We start from the raw sequence: 17,792 nt of genomic DNA on the forward strand, positions 1-17,792 counted from the left end.
GCCGCAAGCGCCCGCGTTTCGCGCCGCCGCCTGCCGGGCCGGGCCGCCTTCGGCGCCGCCTCCCTCGCGTGAGGACGTCCTACGACGACTGGACGTTCGTCTGCGCCTTCCCGTCGTGGGCGATCCAGTCCGTGAACGCGTCCTTGCCCGTACCGTGCATCCGCGCGCTGCTGAGCCGGTTGTCCAGGCCCATGACGACGACGACCGGATTGCCCTTGCCGTCCAGCACGAGACCGGGGACCCCGCGGTGCGGGATGCCGTCCTTGCCCCACGGGCCCGGCCGGCCCGAACCGGTGGACAGCCGCACGCGGCCCTTGCCGTCGTGGTCCGTGAGGACGGTCGTGTTCCCGGCCTGGGCCACGGCGGGCCGGGCGTGGCCGCCGAGCGGCTCGCACTGGGCGGAGACCCGCCAGCCCTTGTCGTCCCCGAGCCGGTCGGCGACGAGCACGCGGGAGGTGTTCGGCTGGCGCATGGCCATGCGTATGCCGCCGTTGGAGAGCGGGGCGAGGCTCAGCGGGCCGGTGGCGGTGGGGAGCTTCGTCGGCTCCGTCATTTGCAGCGGGGACCCGGGGCCCTGCGACATCCAGTGGTGCACGGTCTTCGTGTCGGCGGCCACGAGGTGGATCCGGCCCTGGCTGTCGACGGCCGCGTCGAGCCCGTCCTCGGCCCGTACCGGCGGGCCGGTCGTGGGGAGCGTCTCCCAGCCGGAGAAGTCCTTGCCGCCGGAGCCGCTGCGGAAGGCGATCTCGCCCTCGAAGGTGCGGACGAAGACGTGCACCGTGCCGTCCTTGTCCGCGGCGGCGACCGGGTAGCCCATCTCCATCGTGCGGGCCGGGTCCTGCTCGGGCGAGTCCAGCGACTCCCAGGGGCCGAAGGCCGGGGTGCCGCCGTTGCTGCCGCTCTGGAGGGCGGTGACGACCTCGCGCCGGTGCGGCTGGTCCTTCACGGGCAGCACCGTGCGTATGGAGAACAGCTGGAGGGTGCCGTCGGGGTGGCGCAGCGCCTGTATCTGGCCCTCCAGCATCGAGCCGCCGACGGAGGTGGGCGTGGACCAGATGCCGCTGCCGGCCTTGGCCTCGGTCCAGCACTGCGCGGCGCCGTCGAGGAGGCCGAACGCCGCGAGGCGGCCGTCGGGCAGCGGCTGCACCCAGCGCATGGTGCCGGGGGCGCGGTGGCGGCAGTTGCTCGACCAGCCGCGGTACTTGGTGTGCGACGTGTTGCCGACCTTGCGGTCGCCGCAGCCCGCGTCGTCGCCGCAGTCCTTGCCGTCGGCCCAGCCGTAGGTGTCGAGGAACTTGAGCTTGTGGTCCGTGGTGGCCTTGTCGAGGTTGCTGGGGAGGTGGGCGACCTCGTAGCCGACGTAGCTGTCCACGGCCGTCGGGCGGGTGTGCTTGCGGCCCCAGTACTCGGCGAGCGCGGCCTGGGCGAAGAACGCCGACGTGGTGTGGTCCTGGTGGTCGTACTTGGCTATGCCGCGCAGGACGGGCGGGGTGTTCGGGAACTCCGGCGGCTTGGGCAGGTGCGCCGGGTTCGGGTCCAGGGTGCGGACCACGGTCGGCTGGTAGCGCTCGAAGATCGCGACGAGGGTGTCGATGACCTGCTGGCGGCCGTACTGGAAGGTGCGCTTGACCGGGCTGCCGGCCGGCAGGAGCGTCGTCAGCTTGGGCGCCGCCCCGAGCCACAGACCGCGCAGGCTCTCCTTGCGGGGGTTGCGCAGGGTGCGGGCCTCGACCAGCTCCAGGAAGATCAGCTGGACCTGGGGGGCGGCGCGCAGCGTGTGGAGCTCGACCTGGATGCCGGGCAGGAGGGACAGCGGCTCGACGGTCCAGGGGCTGAGCCAGTCGCCGGTGGCCATCTGGGCCGTCGCCTCGCGGAAGCCGTTGAGCCGGGCGCGGACGAATTCGCCGCGCTTCTCCGGCAGCCGCTTGTAGCCGCGGGCGTTCGACAACTCGTTGCGGCCGTCGGACTCGCCGCCGGTGAGGCAGACCGTGACGGAGGGGCCGCCGCCGAGGATCGACTGCTCCAGCTCCGGGTTCATGAAGTAGAGGGAGTCGTCGGGGTGGGCGATGACGTGCACGAACGACTCGGAGGTCGTGGCCTTCGCGGGCCGCACCGGGGTGCTCCCGTGCCCGGTCTCCTTCTTCGCGTCGGGCGCGAGCCACTGCCAGGCCCCCACCGCGCCCGTTCCGAGGACGATGCCGCCGCCCGCGACCTGGAGCACGCGTCGGCGCGGTATGTGCCCTGGCACAGGTATTCCCCCAACTCTGCTGCGCGGGACGCGCAGTGGAAAAGCGAAAGGGCGATTAGAACTAATCGCCCATGGATCTTGAGTTCGATCTTATGAAACGCAACCTGCTGTTTCCCCGCTGTTTTGTAACAGCCGTACGTCGGCCGCATGTAGTTTCGTGCGCGGTTACGCAACGCGGCCCGCGGGCGCGCGCGGGGGTAACCGAGGGTTGCGCAGCGGTAGCGGAACGGGGCCGGGGGCGGGATCCGGGGCGACGTCCGGAGAGGGATTCCGAGGCGGTCCGGGGGGTGGATTCCGCCCCCGGGAATCCGGGGGCGGAATCCCGGGGGCGGGGCTCAGGCCTCCGTGTCGAGGCCGCCCGCGTCATGGACGAGCAGGGCGATCTGCACGCGATTGTTGAGGCTGAGCTTGGTGAGGACGCGCGAGACGTGTGTCTTGACCGTGGCCACGCTCAGATAGAGCGTGCGAGCGATCTCCGCGTTGGACTGCCCGCGCCCCACCGCGACGGCGACCGCCCGCTCCCGTTCGTTGAGCAGGGCCAGCCGCGCCCGCGCCCGGTCGCCGCGGGTGTCCTGCTCCTGCTGCTGTTCGTGCCCCGCGACCCGGGCGATCAGCTGCTGCGTTACGGCGGGGGAGAGGACCGGCTCGCCCGCCGCGACCCGGCGCACCGCCGCGACGATCTCGGCGGGCGGGGTGTCCTTGAGGACGAAGCCCGCCGCCCCGGCGCGCAGGGCCCGCAGCACCTGCTCGTCGGCGTGGAACGTGGTCAGGACGATGACCTCCGGGGCCTGCTCGCGGCTGCGCAGCTCCTCGGTCGCGGCCAGGCCGTCCATGGCCGGCATGCGGATGTCCATCAGGACGACGTCGGGGGCGTGCCGGTCGACGAGCGCGGCCACTTCCGTGCCGTCGGCGGCCTCGCCGACGATCCGGATGTCGGGCAGGCCGCCCAGCATGAACGACAGCCCGGCCCGCACGAGAGGGTCGTCGTCGACGAGCAGGACCCGGACCGGCGGGGTCTGCGGCGAGCCGGGCCCGCTCGGGGCCGCCGGGTCCTGGGGGAGCCCGGGGCTGTGCGGGCGTTGCAGGGCGTTCATAGCCGCCACGGTAGCCAGCCGTGGACACGGAAGCCGCCGTCAGGGGTGGGGCCGTGCGCGCAGCGGCCGCCCGCGAGCGCGGCGCGCTCGGCCAGCCCGATGAGACCCTGCCCGGACCCGGGCACGGATACGCTGCCCTGCCCCGCAGGGGACCCGTCCCTCCCGCCGCGCCCGCCCTGTTCACCGCCCGGCGGGTTGACGATCTCGATCTTCAGGCCTGCCTCCGGGGAGCCTTCCACCCGGACGCCCACCTCGGCTCCCGCGGCGTGCTTACGGGCATTGGTCAGCGCCTCCTGCACGATCCGGTACACCGTGCGGCCCGTGGCCTCCGGCACCGGGGCGGCGTCGGACACCTGCTGGTGAAGCGTCACCGACATGCCCGCCTGCCGGGACTCCTCCACCAGCTCGCCCAGCGCCGCCAGGGTGGGCTGCGGGCGGTCGCCGCCGCCGTCCGCACCGGGGGCGCGCAGCACGCCGATCACCTCGCGCAGCTCCTCCAGGGCCTGGTGGGCGCTGTCGCGGATCACTCCGGCGGCCCGGGCGACCTCCGCGGGCGGCGCGTCCGGCCGGAACTCCAGCGCGCCCGCGTGCACGCACAGCAACGACAACCGGTGCGCGAGGACGTCGTGCATCTCGCGGGCGATGCGCTCCCGGGCCAGGCGCTGCGCCTGCTCCGCGCGGAGCTGCGCCTCCGCCTCTGCACGGTGGGCGCGCTCGCGCAGGGACAGGACCAGCTGGCGCCGGGACCGGACGAACATGCCCCAGCCGATGACCGCGAGGACGAGCAGCATGCCCGTGACCGTCGCGGCAAGGAACGGCAGGTCGGGGTCGGGGCGCAAGGCCGGCTGCAACGGCTCGCTGGCCAGGGCCAGACCACCGACGGCGGCCACGGTCCGGAACGGCCGGTGCACAGCCACCGTGAACACCGCCACGAGCATGGCCCCGCCGGCCGGCGGCAGGAACGTGCTGACCACGATCAAGGTCACGGCCAGGGGCACCGGCCACCGGCGGCGCGTCCACAGCGCGACGCAGGCGGCGGCGCCCACGATTTGATCGGCTGCGAGGAGCGCGGGCGCGACGTCCGGCGCCTTGCGCAGGGCCTCGGCGTTCAGCAGTCCGATCACGGCCGCGAGCGCGATGCAGAGGATGTCGACCACCCAGTCGCGGAAGCTGCGCGCCGTGCGCGGCAGCTCCTCCGTCATCGCCTCTGAGGTCATGTCCATGAGCAGCCAATTTACTGACGCGGGGGAGGGTGCGGGGGCCCCGGACGACGGGCCTCTACCAAAGTTGCAGGGGACGAGACTTTGGATGATCCGAGGGTGCGGAAGAGGCTACTTCGGCCGGTGCCGGCGCAGCCTTCCGGGCGATGACCAAGGCCGGGTGGCGGCCCGAGCATGGCAGGCATGAAGAAGACGCTCGAAATCCTCGGCTTCATCCTTGCGCTTCAGGGCCTGGCCGGCATCGTCCATGCCATCACCGGCTGGTTCCACTACGGGGTCCTGGTGCGCCACCTCGGCTTCCTCGACGGTTACGAGATCTACGCGAGCATCGTGCTCGCCGTCCTCGGCGTGAGCATGCTCATAGCCTCCGACAAGGCCGACGCCTGGTCCGAGGCCGGGTCCGGCGACCGGAAGCACATCTGAAGCCGGGCGCACGCCTGAAGGCGGAAGCGCACCTGAAACCGGGCACACGCCTGAATCCAGGCGCACGCCTGAAAGGGGGGCGGCCGTCGTGCGAGTGCGCCAGGATGGGCCCATGGCTGACAGCGCTCCGGACACCTCGGAATCGGAACTGGTCGCACTTCTCGGTCTCCAACCGCACGTCGAGGGAGGGTGGTTCCGCGAGACGTGGAGGACGTCGCGTGAGGCGGTCCCCGACGGTTACGGCGGGCCCAGGGCGTTCGCCACGGGCATCTACTTCCTCCTCCACCCCGGCGAGGTCTCCCGCTGGCACCGCGTGCGCTCGGACGAGGTGTGGCTGTGGCACCGCGGCGGCCCTCTGCGGATGAGGCTCGGCGGCGCCGGCGACAAGCCGGATGAGGACGGTGCGTCGGAGGTGGTCGTGGGGCCGGCCGTCGAGCGCGGCGAGCAGCCGCAGTTCCTGGTCCCCGGCGGCGTATGGCAGTCGGCCGAGCCCGCGGGCAACGAGCCGGTCCTGGTGACGTGCGTGGTCGCCCCGGGCTTCGACGAGGCGGACTTCGAGATGGAGTAGAGGGAGAGGGAAGGGGACGGGGGAGGGGGTGGCCGGTTCGGGCTGATGCGGCGGAGGAGCGGGCTTCCCTAGGCTCGTCGGGACAGGCGCGCATGTCCCGCAAGTGGCTCCAGGGAGTTGACGTGTTGTACGCATTCGGCTTCGAACGGCTCGGCGTCGTGGTGAGCGACCTCTACTTCATCGACCCGGATCCGATGCCCGGGCAGGCAACCCCCGAGCGAGGGGTACGGCTGGAGCTCCGGCTCTTCGAATGCGGCGAGCCGACCGGGTCCATCTACGCCGCGCGGCCCATCACGATCGGCCGCCCACTGTGGCGGGTCGACCTGCTCCAGGACGCGGACGCCGCCCCGGGCACCTTCGACCGCACGCACCACCACCCCGACTTCGACGGCTGGATCCCCGGCCCCCGGGTCTTCGTCAAGGAGCTGTCCGCCGACCCGCTGCCCTGGCTGGCCGGCAAGCTCTCCGACCTTCCCGCCCTGCTGAAGGAGACAGGCGTCCACCCGGGCGACGTCGCGGAGGCGGACGCGGCCGGGCTCCGCGCGGCCGTACCCGAGATCACGGACACCGTCCGCGGGCTGCTGGAGCGGGTCTGGGCCGGCGAACTCGGCCGCCCGGCGGACGGAACCGGCACCGGGCCCGTCACCAGCGCGCGGATCAGCTGGCTGTAGCAGATCAGCCGGTGCTGTAGCGGATCAGCTGTGCAGCCGCCGCTGCCGGCGGGGCCCCACTACGGTGGCTCCGCTGTCGGCCCTACCGTGGCCCCCGTTGTCGGCAGGCCTCGCTGTCACCGGCCCCCTACTGAGGTATCACCCCAGGGTTGGCTCCCAGGGGTGACGTGGTCCCTGACCTGCCCTTCCTAGCTTTTTCCCTGTCACCGCACAGGGTTAGGGAGAGACATTCATGGGCCGCTTCAAGCGCACGCTGGTCGCCGCCGCGCTGGCCACCACGGTCGTCGCCGGTACGGCGGGCTGGGCCGCCGGCAGCGAGCAGACGGCCGTCACCGGCCCGCCCGCGGGCGCGGCGGAATGGCGGGCGGACCACTCCCTGCACCGCACGCTGCCGGACCCCGCGACGGCGACGCCGCGCGCGGTCGCCGCGTTCTTCGCCGGGCTCACGGAGAACCAGCGCAAGGACCTGGCGGCCCGTCACGCCCTGATCGTCGGCAACCTCGACGGCGCGCCCGTCACCCTGCGGTACGAGGCCAACGCCCGGGCGATAGCCGCCGAGCGGGAGAAGGCGCTGGCCCGGGCCGGGAACGCCGGCCTGTCCCGCGCCGTACGCGAAGAAGCCCGCAAGCACGCCGACCGCTGCGAGCGGCTCCTCGCGCCGGGCCGGAAGATCCTGGCCTTCGACCCGCGGGGACGCGGCCAGGTCGCCGAGGTCTTCGGCGACCTGGCGACGGCCCGGCACACCGCCGTCGTCGTCCCCGGCTCGGACATCGACCTCGCCACCTTCGACCGCACGCACGACAAGTACGGCACCCCCACCGGGATGGCCGACGCGCTGCGGTCCGAAATGGCGCGCAGGGCGCCCGGCACCCCGACGGCCGTCATCGCCTGGGCCGGCTACACCACGCCCGTCGGACTCGGCGTGGACGCCGCCACCGGCCGGCTCGCGCAGGCCGGGGCGGTCCGGCTGGAGCGCCTGCTCGCCGGGCTGTCCGCCGCCGCGGCCTCGCCCGCGGCACCGCCGCCCGCCGTGTTCTGCCACAGCTACGGCTCGGTCGTCTGCGGCCTGGCCGCGTCCTCCATCGACCGCACCGAGGCGGCCGACCTCGTCGCGCTCGGCAGCCCCGGCATGCGGGCCGACACGGTGAAGGAACTGCGCACCGACGCCCGCGTCTGGGCGGCCGCGCGCAACTCCTCGGACTGGATCGGCAACGTGCCCAACGTCGACCTCTTCGGCCTCGGCCACGGCGCCGACCCGACCTCCTCGGAGTTCGGCGCCCGCGTCGTGCCCACCGGCGGTGCCCACGGCCACACCGGGTACTTCGCCCCCGGCACGGACTCCCTGCGCAACTTCGCGGACATCGCCCTCGGCGCGTACGCCTCGGTCCGCTGACAGCGCCGCGCCGGTCGCCGCGGCCCCCGCAGAGACTGCCAAGGTTTCTTTGCAAAGAAACCTTGGCAGTTTTAGTCTGAAACCCATGACCGATGTGATCCTCGATGCCAAGGGGCTGCGTGCCCTGGCCCACCCCGTACGGGTGCAGCTCGTCGGGCTGCTGCGGGTGTTCGGGCCCTCGACCGCCACCCGGCTCGCCGAGCGGCTCGGCATCGCCTCGGGGGCGACCAGCTACCACCTCCGGCAGCTCGCCGCCGCGGGCTTCGTCGTGGAGGACGCCGACCGGGGCAACGCACGCGAGCGGTGGTGGCGCGCGGTCCACCACGTCACCCGGATCGACGACAAGGACCTTGCCGAGCAGGAGCCCGAGGCCGTGCTCGGCTTCTTCCAGGGCGTCGCTGCCGGTCAGACCCTCCTCACCCAGCTCGCCACCGCCGCGTACCCCGGTCTCCCGCGCCCCTGGCGCGAGGCGTTCGAGTTGAGCGACTGGAACCTCAGCCTCACCCCGCAGGAGGCCGTGGAGCTCGGCAGCGAACTGCGCGCCGTCGTCGACCGGTACCGGCAGCACGCACCCGGAGCGGACGTTCCCGCGGGCGCCGAGCGCGTCTCCCTGATCCTGCAGCTCCTGCCCGACCCGGCCGCGGCGGAAGCCGCCGAGACCGGACAGGGCGCGCCCGAGGCCGCGCAGGCCGACGCCGAGAGCGGACAAGGCACCTCCGAGGCCGCGCAGGCCGACGCCGGGCGCGGGCCGGGGTGCGGCGCATGACCGGGTCCGTTCCGGCGCAGCCCGGCCCGGTATCCGGGCGCAACATCCGCCCCCTCGCAGGTGTCCTCGCCGCGACCGCCGTCGCCCTGACCGGCACGCGCGTCTCGGCGATCGCCCTGCCGTGGTTCGTGCTCGTCACCACCGGAAGCGCCGCCCTGACCGGGCTCGTCGCCTTCTGCGAGATGACCCCGTACGTGCTGGTGAAGATGTTCACCGGCCCCCTGGTGGACCGTGTCGGCCCGCGGGTCGTCTCGTGGGCGGCCGACTCCCTCAGCGCCGTCGCCGCCGCGCTGATCCCCCTGCTCCACGCCTTCGGCCTGCTGCCCTTGTGGCTCCTGCTCACCCTCGTCGCGGTGATCGGCGCGGTGCGCGGGCCCGGCGACCTGGCCAAGGAGATCATGGTTCCGGAGGCGGCCGAGCGCAGCGGGGTCCCGCTGGAGCGGGCGACCGGCTTCTCCGGCGTCACCGAACGCCTCGCCTCCACCGTCGGCCCGGCAGCCGGCGGCGCGCTCGTGGCGCTCCTCGGCCCCATGGCCGGCATCGTCGTCAACGCCGTCTCCTTCGCCCTGGGTTCGCTCCTCGTCGCGCTCGTCCTGCCCCGAGAGATGGGCCGCGCCGTGCCGCCCGGAAACGAGCCACCGGACGGTCCGGACCGTGGCACTACGAGCTCCCCAACGAGCGCTGGCCCCGCGAGCACTGCCTCTACGAGCACCGCCCCTACGAGCGAGCCGGCCGGCTACTGGCGCCGCTTCGGCGAGGGCTTCACGTTCCTGCGCGGCGAGCCCCTGCTGCTCACCGTCATCGTCATGGTCGGCATCACCAACCTGCTCGACGCGGGCTTCGCGGCCGTCCTCGTCCCCGTGTGGGCCGAGCGGTCCGGGGACGGCCCGGCCGTCATCGGGCTCACGAGCAGCGCCGCGGGCATCGCCGCGGTCTGCGGCAGTCTCATAGCCGCCGCGCTCGCCCACCGGATGCCCCGCCGGCCCGTGTTCTTCGCCGGCTTCCTGCTCGCGGGCGCACCGAGGTTCGTGGTGCTCGCCTGCGACGCGCCGCTGTGGGCGGTGCTCGTCGTCTTCGCCGTCAGCGGCTTCGGCGGCGGGTTCCTCAACCCCATCCTCGGCGCCGTCTCCTTTGAGCGGGTGCCGCGCCGCCTCCTGGGCCGGGTGCGGGCGCTCGGCGACTCGCTGGCCTGGGCGGGCATCCCCTTGGGAGGCCTGCTCGCCGGGCTCGCCGTCACCTCCGCCGGGCTGGTGCCCGTGCTCCTGGCGGGCGGAGCGCTGTACTTCCTCACCACCAATCTGGCCGGACTGCGCCCGGAATGGCGCGAGATGGACCGCGACCGGGGGCACAGGGGCGGGCGCGGGCGCGACGCGGAGGACTCCCGTACGGCGCGGAGCGAGGACGCCGCCGCCCTGCGGTGATCATTTCCGACCTGGGGCCGATGCCCGGCGTGCGGGCGGCCGCATAGCGTAGTGATCATGATGTGGAAATCGCGGAAGACACCGCGGCGGTCCGTTGTGGCCGCCGCGCTCCTCACGGCCCTCGCCGCTCCCCAGATACCGGCCGCAGCCGCGGCCGCCCGGACCCCGGGCCCGGCAGTGGCCGCGGCGGCGTCCGAACACGCCACGACCGGGGCACCGGCACAGCTCCCGGCGCCCACCGGCAAGGAGCCGGTCGGCACGAAGACGCTGCACCTTGTTGACACGTCGCGGCCCGACCCCTGGAAGCCCGCCGCCGGCAACCGTGAGCTCATGGTCACGCTCTGGTACCCGGCACGGCACCAGGGGGACCTGAATGCCCCCTACATGTCGAAGCAGCTGTCCAAGGCGTGGCTCGGCAAGGAGGAGCTGGCCGGTGTGCGCACCAACGCCACCGTCGGCGCCCGGCCGGCCGGCAAGGCCCGGCCGCTGGTCGTCCTCTCGCCGGGCTTCGGGATGAGCCGCGCCTCGCTCACCGGGCTCGGTGAGGAGCTCGCGTCGCGCGGCTATGCCGTGGCCGCGGTCGACCACACCTACGAGGCTCCGGTGGAGTTCCCCGGCGGACGCGTCGAGACCGGCGAGACCTGCGAGACCTGCCGGAAGCCGGACCTCTCCGCGGTCGTACCGAACCGGTCCAAGGACATCCGGTTCCTGCTCGACCAGTTGACCGGTCCCCGCAGCCCGCTCGCCGTCGACGCCCGCCGGATCGCCGTGGCCGGGCACTCCATCGGGGGCGCGAGCGCGGTGCAGGTCCTCCACGACGACCCGCGCGTGGACGCCGCCGTCAACCTCGACGGCAACTTCTTCGGCGAGCTCACCGGCGGCGTGCACAAACCGGTGCTGCTGATGGGCGCGCAGCGCGGCGCACTCGCCGAGCCCAAGGCGAACTGGGAGCAGACCTGGAAGCAGCTGACGGGCTGGAAGCGCTGGCTCGACGTCCCCGAGGGCGGGCACATGACCTTCACCGACGCCCCGTGGCTGGCCGACCAGTTCGGCCTGCCCGAGGGGACGCCGCCGGACGACGTCAAGGCGGGCTACGGCACCCTGCACGGCCCGCGCTCGACCGCCCTCACCCGCGCCTACGTGGGCGCGTTCCTCGACCGGTACCTGCGCGGCACCCCGAGCCCGCTCCTCGACCGGCCGTCCCCGGCCTATCCGGAAGTCACGTTCCTGAAGAAGTAAGCAGAAGTAAGTAGAAGTAGAAGCAAACAGAAGTAAGCAGTGACGTCCCGGGGTGGTGCCAGTACCACCCCGGGAACGGATACCAGAGGGATCGTCCGCGACCCCGCCGCCCGGGAACATCGAACCGTCAAGAAACGCGCCCAGGAGGTTCGATGTTCGAGTCCAGGAAGCCGCGGCGGGCCCTCTCCGCCGCATCCCTCGTGCCGGCAGCAGTGGCCGTCGTGATCGCGGCCACCGCGCTCCCGGCGGGCTCCGCGACCGCGGCACCCCGGGCGGCCGGAACGTCGCACACGGCCGAGGCGTCGCACACCGGCGGCCCGTCGCACACGGCCGCCGCGGTGACCGTCCCCGAGCGCTACACGGCCCAGAAGCTCGCCTGGAAGCCCTGCCCCGAGGTCGCGCCCGGCCTGGAGTGCGCGCAGATGACCGTCCCGCGCGACTGGCACGCCCCGGACGCCGGCAAGGACCTCACGATCGCCGTGTCGCGCGTGAAGGCGAGCGACCCCGCCCACCGGCGCGGCGTGCTCATGATGGCCGCCGGCGGCCCGGGCGGCTCCGGCCTCAGGCGGCCGGCCGGACTCGCCAGGAGCGCGCCCTCCATAGGCGCCGCCTACGACGTCGTCAGCTTCGACCAGCGCGGCGTCGGAGCGAGCACCCCGGTGCAGTGCCAGACCCAGGAAGAGCTCGACGCCTTCTTCGCCGGGGACTTCCGCGACCGCTCGCCCGAAGCCGTCCAGCGCGTCCTCACCAACTCCCGCAAGCTCGCCGAGGCCTGCGGCGCGCGGCACGGCGACCTCCTCCCGTACATCACCACCGAGCAGACCGTGCGCGACATGGACCTCCTGCGCACCCTGCTCGGCGAGCGGAAGATCTCCTACTACGGGGCCTCCTACGCCACCATGGTCGGTGCGTACTACGCCTCCGTCTTCCCGCAGCACGTCGAACGCGCCGTCCTGGACAGCAACATCGCCTTCGACGGCACGTGGGAGGACTTCGAGAAGGGCCAGCCCAAGAGCTTCCAGCGCCGCTTCGAACAGGACTTCCTGCCCTGGCTCGCCAAGAACGACGCCACCTACCACTACGGGAAGACCGCCGCCGAGGCCAAGGCCACCTGGGAGCGCCGCCGCAGCGCCCTGCACGACCGGCCGCTCAGCCTCGACGGCGGTAAGACCAAGGGCAGGACCGTCGACCCCAACCGCTTCGACAGCGGCACCATCCAGGCGATCTACGACTCGCAGCAGGGCTTCCCCGGCCTCGCCACGGCCCTGGTCGCGCTGGAGCACTGGGACTCCGCCACGGCCGCGGAGCGGCAGATCACCGACAAGGTCTTCGGCGCGTACCTCTCCCCGAACTTCTTCGCCGAATTCCTCTCCGTCACCTGCGCCGACACCCCCTGGACGCGCGACACCGGCTACTGGGTCCGGCGCAGCGCCGAGGACACCGCGAAGTACCCCCTGATCGGCGCCCGGGAGCTCGCGTTCTCCGCCACGTGCGCGGCGTGGCCCACGTCCCCCGGCCCGCGCGTCAAGATCACCGGCAAGGGGATGCCGCCCGTCCTGATGCTCAACTCCCTGCACGACCCGGCCACGTACTACGAGGGCGCGCAGCGCGCCCACCGGGCGCTGCGCGGCTCGCGCCTGGTCACGGTCCCCGGCGGCGACCACGGCGTCTACGGTGACGGCAACGCCTGCGCCGACGGGATCGTGAACAAGTACTTGCTGTCGGGAGAGCTGCCCGCACGGGACGTCACGTGCGAGGCGGCACCGGCCGAGTAGCGCGGCCCGGAGGCTCCCACAGCTCCCTTGCAGTCCTCCTCCTTGCAGTCCTCCCTACAACCGCCGCTCCAGCAGCTGCGCGGAGAGCGCGACGAGTTCACCGGTCGCGCTCTCCACGAGCCCCGCCCCGCGCAGGCACGCCTGCGCGGCCGCGGCATGGCGGCGCGCCTCCTCCAGGGCGAAGCCCCGGCCGCCCGCCGCCTCCACCAGGGCCGCCGCCCGCTGCGCGGCAGTGGCGTCCGGCACGGTCTCCGAGCCCAGCAGCCGGGTCAGTTCGCGCCCGGTCGCACCGCCGCCCCGGGCGACGGCGGCGAGCACCGGCAGGGTCTTCTTCCGCCGCAGCAGATCGCTGTGCACCGGCTTTCCCGTCGTGAGCGGGTCGCCCCAGATCCCCAGCAGGTCGTCCACGGCCTGGAACGCCACGCCGAGCCGCCGGCCCGCCTCCACGAGCGCGCCCGTCTGCAGCGCGGGGGCACCCGCGAGGACCGGGCCCAGGGACAGCGCACAGCCGAGCAGGGCACCGGTCTTGCGGCCGGCCATCGCCTCGTACTCCGGTATGGACACGGCGTCCGGCCCGGTCCACGGCCGGTCCTCGAACAGCAGGTCGTCGGCCTGTCCGCGCACCAGCTCGCCCAGGCAGTCCGCGAGGTGCGCCACCGCCCGGCCCGCGTGGCCGCCCCCGGCCCCCGCCACCGTCTGCACGGCGAGCGCGAACAGCGCGTCGCCCGTCAGGACCGCGGGGCCCGTGCCGAACGCCTTCCACGCCGCGTCACGGTGCCGCCGCCGCTCGTCCCCGTCCATGATGTCGTCGTGCACGAGAGAGAAGGTGTGCACCAGCTCGACGGCCACCGCCGCCTGCACCGCGGCCTCCTCCGGCGCCCCGACCGCCTCCGCGCCGAGCAGCGCGAACGCCTGGCGGACGCCCTTGCCGCCGGGGGACGGGGCCGGAGTGCCGTCGGCCTCGCACCAGCCGAACGAGAACGCCGCCATCCGGGCCGGCAGCGGGTGCAGCGTCGCCACGGCGGCCCTGAGGGCCGGCTCCACCAACTCCCGGGCACGGGCCGTCGCCTGGGGCGCGGGGGTGCGGAGACCGGTCTGCGTGGGCATGGGGGCTTCTCTTTCCTGTGGTGTGGACCAGTGACGTAACGACGTACGGGAAGGCGTACGGAAGGAAGCGCGGCCGGTCAGGCGGCCGGCCGGGCACCGGCCGGCGCCACCCCCAGCTCGGCCCGCGCCGCCTCGACCATCTCCCGGGCGTGCAGCAGCCCGATCCGGCCGAGCGTACGATGCAGGTCGTCCAGCTCCGCGGCCGTCGCGGCGCGGTCGTGCCCCAGCCGGGCCCGGGACTTCACCAGCCCCAGCCGGGCCAGCGCCGCGCCCCGCGGCTCCGCCATCTCCTCGAACTCCGCGAGCGCGCCCCGGTAGCACTCCTCGGCCTCGGCGTAACGGCCCGCGCGGAACAGCACGTTGCCCCGCATCTTGTGGTTGTAGGCGAGCGCGCTCACCAGCTTCATCCGCCGGCACGTCGCCTCCGCCTCCGACAGCAGCGCGAGCGCCCGGTCCGTCCCGCCCCGCAGGGACAGCACGTCGGCGATCCCGCGCAGCGCCCACGCGTGGCCGCGCGCGTCGTCGGCCCCGCCCGATATCTCCGCGGCCTCCTCGAACATCGCGAGCGCGGTGTCGTACGAACCGGAGTTGCGGTGCATCTGCGCGATGCCCTCCAGCGCCCACACCGTGTGCCGGGCCTCGCCGCGGCGCCGGGCCTCCGCCAGCAGCTGCTCGTGCAGCGCGCCGACGGCCTCGTAGTCACCCTGGATGCGGCCCGTCTCGGCCAGGCCCGCGAGGGAGTAGCCGCGGGCGACGACGTCGCCGCCCCGCTCGGCGAGGGCGGCGGCGATGGTGAGCCACCGTCGGGCCAGGGCCAGCTCGCCGCGCTGCCGGGCGAGCGTGCCGCCGCTCCACACCGCCCACGCCATCGCCCCCTGGTCGCCGGCCTCCCGCGCGGCCCGGTAGCTGGCCTTCCACGCGCTTTCGGCCTCCGTCACCCGGCCGAGCCGCCGGCTCGCCTCGGCGACGGCCAGCCCGGCGTGCGCCGCGTCGAGGGCGGATCCCGCCAGCGCGGCCCGCTGCTGCTGCTCGACGGCCTTGGCGTGCACTTCTTCGAGGGAAGCGTTCACCGAGAGGTCCTCCAGGGAGCCCCGGTACTCGGGAGCAAATGCCTTGCCGTACATGGTCCGCCTCACGTCGGGATTTCCGGGATCGCTGACGGCAGGGCGGGAGCTCCGTGCGAGGCAGCCCCGTACGCCCTGCCGATGATCAAGAAACTACGGCCCCCGGCCACCTCGGGTAATCAGACCGTGAGGCGGTGTTCCGTACATCTGAGGTCCGGTGCGGACGGCGCGGGTCATACGCGAGATGTACGGGGATCCAGGGCCGGGGGAAGGATTTGTAAAGTGTCCTGCTGGGAAATCCCCTGGTACGGGCGTTCGACGCCAGGGGGAGTACGGAAAGACGGGGGCGGGGCGATGAGCGATTCCGGTGTGCCCGGCAGGCTGGGGACGGGGGTCGGCTGGCGGCCGGAGATCGCCGGTGCCCTCGCCGGACCGGTCCGCGCCGACTGGGTGGAGGTCGTGGCCGAGAACGTCTGCCCCGGCCACCTCCCCGAGCCGCTCCGGCTGCTGCGCGAGCGCGGCACGGCGGTGGTCCCGCACGGCGTCTCCCTCGGCCTGGGCGGCGCGGACCGCCCGGACCTCGCCCGGCTCGCGGCGCTGGCCGAGCGCGCCGAGGCCCTCGGCTCGCCGCTCGTCTCCGAGCACATAGCCTTCGTGCGGTCCGGAGGGCCGCTGACGGGCTCGCCGCGCATCGAGGCCGGCCACCTGCTGCCCGTGCCCCGCACCCGCGACGCCCTGGACGTCCTGTGCGAGAACGTCCGCATCGCGCAGGACATGCTGCCCGTACCGCTCGCCCTGGAGAACATCGCGGCCCTCATGACCTGGCCCGGCGAGGAGTTGTCGGAGGGCCGGTTCCTCGCCGAGCTCGTCGAGCGGACGGGCGTGCGGCTGCTCATCGACGTCGCCAACCTTCACACCAACCACGTCAACCTGGGCCAGGACCCGGCGGCCGCCCTGGACGAGCTGCCGCTCGACGCCATCGCCTACGTGCACGTGGCCGGCGGCATCGAGCGGGACGGCCTGTGGCACGACACCCACGCCCACCCCGTCACCCGGCCCGTCCTCGACGTCCTCGCCGAGCTGGCGTCCCGCGTCGACCTGCCCGGCGTCCTCCTGGAACGGGACGACGCCTTCCCCGCGCCGGACGAGCTCGCGGCGGAACTGGACGCGGTCAGGGCGACGGTGGCCCGGTCCCGGCGCTCTCCGCAGCCGGCCCGCCGGCAGAAGGAGGCCTCCGGTGTCTGACCCCGCCGGCTCCACCAGCCACACCATCCCCACCGCCTCCACGGCCGACGCCGCGCGGCAGCGCCTCGCCCGGGCCCAGCACGCCCTGCTCTCGGCGCTCGTCGCGGACGCGCCCCCGCCGGCCGGCCACGACCCGCAGCGGCTGCGGGTCCAGAGCCGGGCGCTTCTGAGCAAGCGCGCGGAGGTCGTCGCGAAGGTCGCGCCGGAGCTGCCCGCGATCCTCGGGGCGGACTTCCGGCGGCTGTTCCTCGACCACGCCCGCGGCCGCCCCATGCAGCACGGCTACCGCCAGGACGCCCTCGACTTCGCCGCCGGGCTCCTGGAGGCGGACGGCGCCCTCACCGACCCCGCACAGCGGGAGCGCCTCGCGGCATGGCGGGACGCGCACGGCACGACGGACCGTACGACGGGCCCCACGGCCCCGGTCCCTCCGCCGTCCGCCCGCCTCGCCACGGCCTGGCGCACCCTGCGTTCGCGCGTGACCCGAAAGGCAACAGACCAATGACCACCGGCATCGTCGTGCTCTCCATCGTGGGGTACCTCGCCCTCCTGGCCCCCTCGGCCTGGCTGGCCGTCACGCGCAAGCGCACGCTCACCGGCCCGCCGGCCGTACCGGGTGAACCCGGCCTCCTGGAGGTCGCGTACCTGCGGGGCGGCCCGATCCGGGTGGTGGACACCGCCATCACCCGCATGTGCGAGGACGGACGGGTGTCCGTCAACAGCAGCGGCGCGCTGAAGGTGGAGCGGGCCGCCGCGTCCAACGCCGTGGAGCGCGCCCTGCTGGCCCGCTGCGGCGCCGACTGGGGCACCAAGCTGTACCGGCTCCGCGTCCAGTTGCAGTTCGACCCGGCCGTGGACGCAGTGCGGAGCTCGCTCGTCAAGCGCGGGCTGCTGATATCCCGTGCGGCGGAGGAGAAGTGGAAGCGGGCCGGGGAGGTACAGGTGGGCGGCCTCGTCGTCGGAGGTGTCATCGCCCTGGGGCTGCTCGGCGTGCCCGCCGCCCTCCCGGTGTCGATCGTGGCGCTCGTCCTCCTCGCGGGCGGCATAAAGCTCCGCATGGCGTACGGGCCGGGTCCCAAGCCCGGGTTCACCCCGCGCGGTCAGCAGTTCACCGACCAGGTGGGGAAGACAGGCCCCTGGAGCGTCCGCACGTCCGCCGGACACCCCGAGGGCGTCGCGGGCGTCGTCGCCGTGCGCGACACGGTCGGGCCCGAGCCGGACCAGCCGTACCTGCACCAGCTGAGGCTGGCGGTGCGGACGCGCCCCGGCGCGAGCACCACCGCGAAGACCTCCAAGTCCGCCAAGTCCGCGAAGTCCTCCTCCTCGTCCTCGTCGTCGTACTCCTCGTCCTCCACCGGCGGGTACAGCTGCTCCGGTGCCTCCAGTTGCTCCTCCGGCTCCCACCACTCCGGTCACTCGGGCCACTCCAGCTGCTCCTCCGGTTCCTCCTGCTCCAGTTCGAGCTCCAGCTGCGGCGGTGGCAGCAGCTGTTCCTCCTGAACCGTTCCTTCCGGTCTGAACCATTCCTTCCGGTGAGCTGGTAGCTTCACCAGGTGAT

Annotated in this window: 14 protein-coding genes and 1 pseudogene; 10 read left to right on the top strand and 5 right to left on the bottom strand. The window is 73.7% G+C overall.

Annotated elements, in window-relative coordinates:
- Window positions 1-79 precede the first annotated feature (79 nt).
- The 3 genes from D7231_RS22085 to D7231_RS22095 all read right to left on the bottom strand — a co-directional run bounded on the left by D7231_RS22085 (window position 80) and on the right by D7231_RS22095 (window position 4,565).
- Complete coding sequence (locus tag D7231_RS22085; protein ID WP_241999852.1) at window positions 80-2,221, bottom strand: PIG-L family deacetylase; 2,142 nt, start codon at window positions 2,219-2,221, stop codon at window positions 80-82.
- A gap of 362 nt (window positions 2,222-2,583) precedes the next feature.
- Window positions 2,584-3,342, bottom strand: a complete 759-nt coding sequence (locus D7231_RS22090) for a response regulator (RefSeq protein WP_120757245.1) — start codon at window positions 3,340-3,342, stop codon at window positions 2,584-2,586.
- Entirely contained in the window at window positions 3,339-4,565 is a 1,227-nt protein-coding gene (locus D7231_RS22095; RefSeq protein WP_120757246.1) for a sensor histidine kinase, read from the bottom strand. Before D7231_RS22095 ends, D7231_RS22090 begins: the two co-directional genes overlap by 4 nt.
- Before the next feature lie 180 nt (window positions 4,566-4,745).
- Here D7231_RS22095 and D7231_RS22100 point away from each other — a divergent pair, with 180 nt between their 5' ends.
- The 8 genes from D7231_RS22100 (at window position 4,746) to D7231_RS22135 (ending at window position 12,818) form a co-directional block, all read left to right on the top strand.
- Window positions 4,746-4,985 carry a hypothetical protein gene (locus D7231_RS22100; RefSeq protein ID WP_120757247.1) on the top strand — a complete coding sequence of 80 codons (240 nt, stop codon included), beginning with the start codon at window positions 4,746-4,748 and terminating at the stop codon, window positions 4,983-4,985.
- Window positions 4,986-5,097: 112 nt separating this feature from the next.
- Entirely contained in the window at window positions 5,098-5,553 is a 456-nt protein-coding gene (locus tag D7231_RS22105; RefSeq protein ID WP_120757248.1) for a cupin domain-containing protein, read from the top strand.
- A 122-nt stretch (window positions 5,554-5,675) separates the two neighbouring features.
- Window positions 5,676-6,224: a hypothetical protein gene (locus D7231_RS22110; RefSeq protein ID WP_120757486.1), complete on the top strand. Its 549-nt coding sequence runs from the start codon at window positions 5,676-5,678 to the stop codon at window positions 6,222-6,224.
- A gap of 232 nt (window positions 6,225-6,456) precedes the next feature.
- On the top strand, window positions 6,457-7,617 hold the full coding sequence (locus D7231_RS22115; protein WP_120757249.1) for an alpha/beta hydrolase: 1,161 nt from the start codon (window positions 6,457-6,459) through the stop codon (window positions 7,615-7,617).
- Between the two features lie 85 nt (window positions 7,618-7,702).
- Window positions 7,703-8,383, top strand: a complete 681-nt coding sequence (locus D7231_RS22120; protein WP_120757250.1) for an ArsR/SmtB family transcription factor — start codon at window positions 7,703-7,705, stop codon at window positions 8,381-8,383.
- Complete coding sequence (locus D7231_RS22125) at window positions 8,380-9,804, top strand: MFS transporter (protein ID WP_120757251.1); 1,425 nt, start codon at window positions 8,380-8,382, stop codon at window positions 9,802-9,804. Before D7231_RS22120 ends, D7231_RS22125 begins: the two co-directional genes overlap by 4 nt.
- Window positions 9,805-9,861: 57 nt before the next feature.
- A complete protein-coding gene (locus D7231_RS22130; protein ID WP_120757487.1) occupies window positions 9,862-11,043 on the top strand; it encodes an alpha/beta hydrolase family protein in 1,182 nt (393 codons plus the stop codon).
- A 152-nt stretch (window positions 11,044-11,195) separates the two neighbouring features.
- On the top strand, window positions 11,196-12,818 hold the full coding sequence (locus D7231_RS22135) for an alpha/beta hydrolase (RefSeq protein WP_120757252.1): 1,623 nt from the start codon (window positions 11,196-11,198) through the stop codon (window positions 12,816-12,818).
- Between the two features lie 54 nt (window positions 12,819-12,872).
- On the opposite strand, the gene D7231_RS22140 is transcribed toward D7231_RS22135, so the two are convergent.
- Both D7231_RS22140 and D7231_RS22145 read right to left on the bottom strand, forming a co-directional pair.
- Window positions 12,873-13,925, bottom strand: a complete 1,053-nt coding sequence (locus D7231_RS22140; protein ID WP_120757253.1) for a polyprenyl synthetase family protein — start codon at window positions 13,923-13,925, stop codon at window positions 12,873-12,875.
- Window positions 13,926-14,002: 77 nt separating this feature from the next.
- The gene (locus tag D7231_RS22145) at window positions 14,003-15,049 is read right to left on the bottom strand and encodes a tetratricopeptide repeat protein (RefSeq protein ID WP_120757254.1); all 1,047 of its coding nucleotides are present in this window, start codon (window positions 15,047-15,049) and stop codon (window positions 14,003-14,005) included.
- A 294-nt stretch (window positions 15,050-15,343) separates the two neighbouring features.
- Here D7231_RS22145 and D7231_RS22150 point away from each other — a divergent pair.
- Window positions 15,344-16,739: pseudogene (locus D7231_RS22150) on the top strand (multinuclear nonheme iron-dependent oxidase).
- Window positions 16,736-17,734 (top strand): TIGR04222 domain-containing membrane protein, encoded by a 999-nt coding sequence (locus D7231_RS22155; RefSeq protein ID WP_158673793.1) that lies wholly within the window; start codon window positions 16,736-16,738, stop codon window positions 17,732-17,734. The pseudogene D7231_RS22150 and the gene D7231_RS22155 overlap by 4 nt, the downstream one beginning before the upstream one ends.
- Window positions 17,735-17,792: the final 58 nt, after the last annotated feature.

It is taken from the genome of Streptomyces klenkii, from assembly GCF_003626645.1.
Taxonomy (GTDB): Bacteria; Actinomycetota; Actinomycetes; order Streptomycetales; family Streptomycetaceae; genus Streptomyces; species Streptomyces klenkii.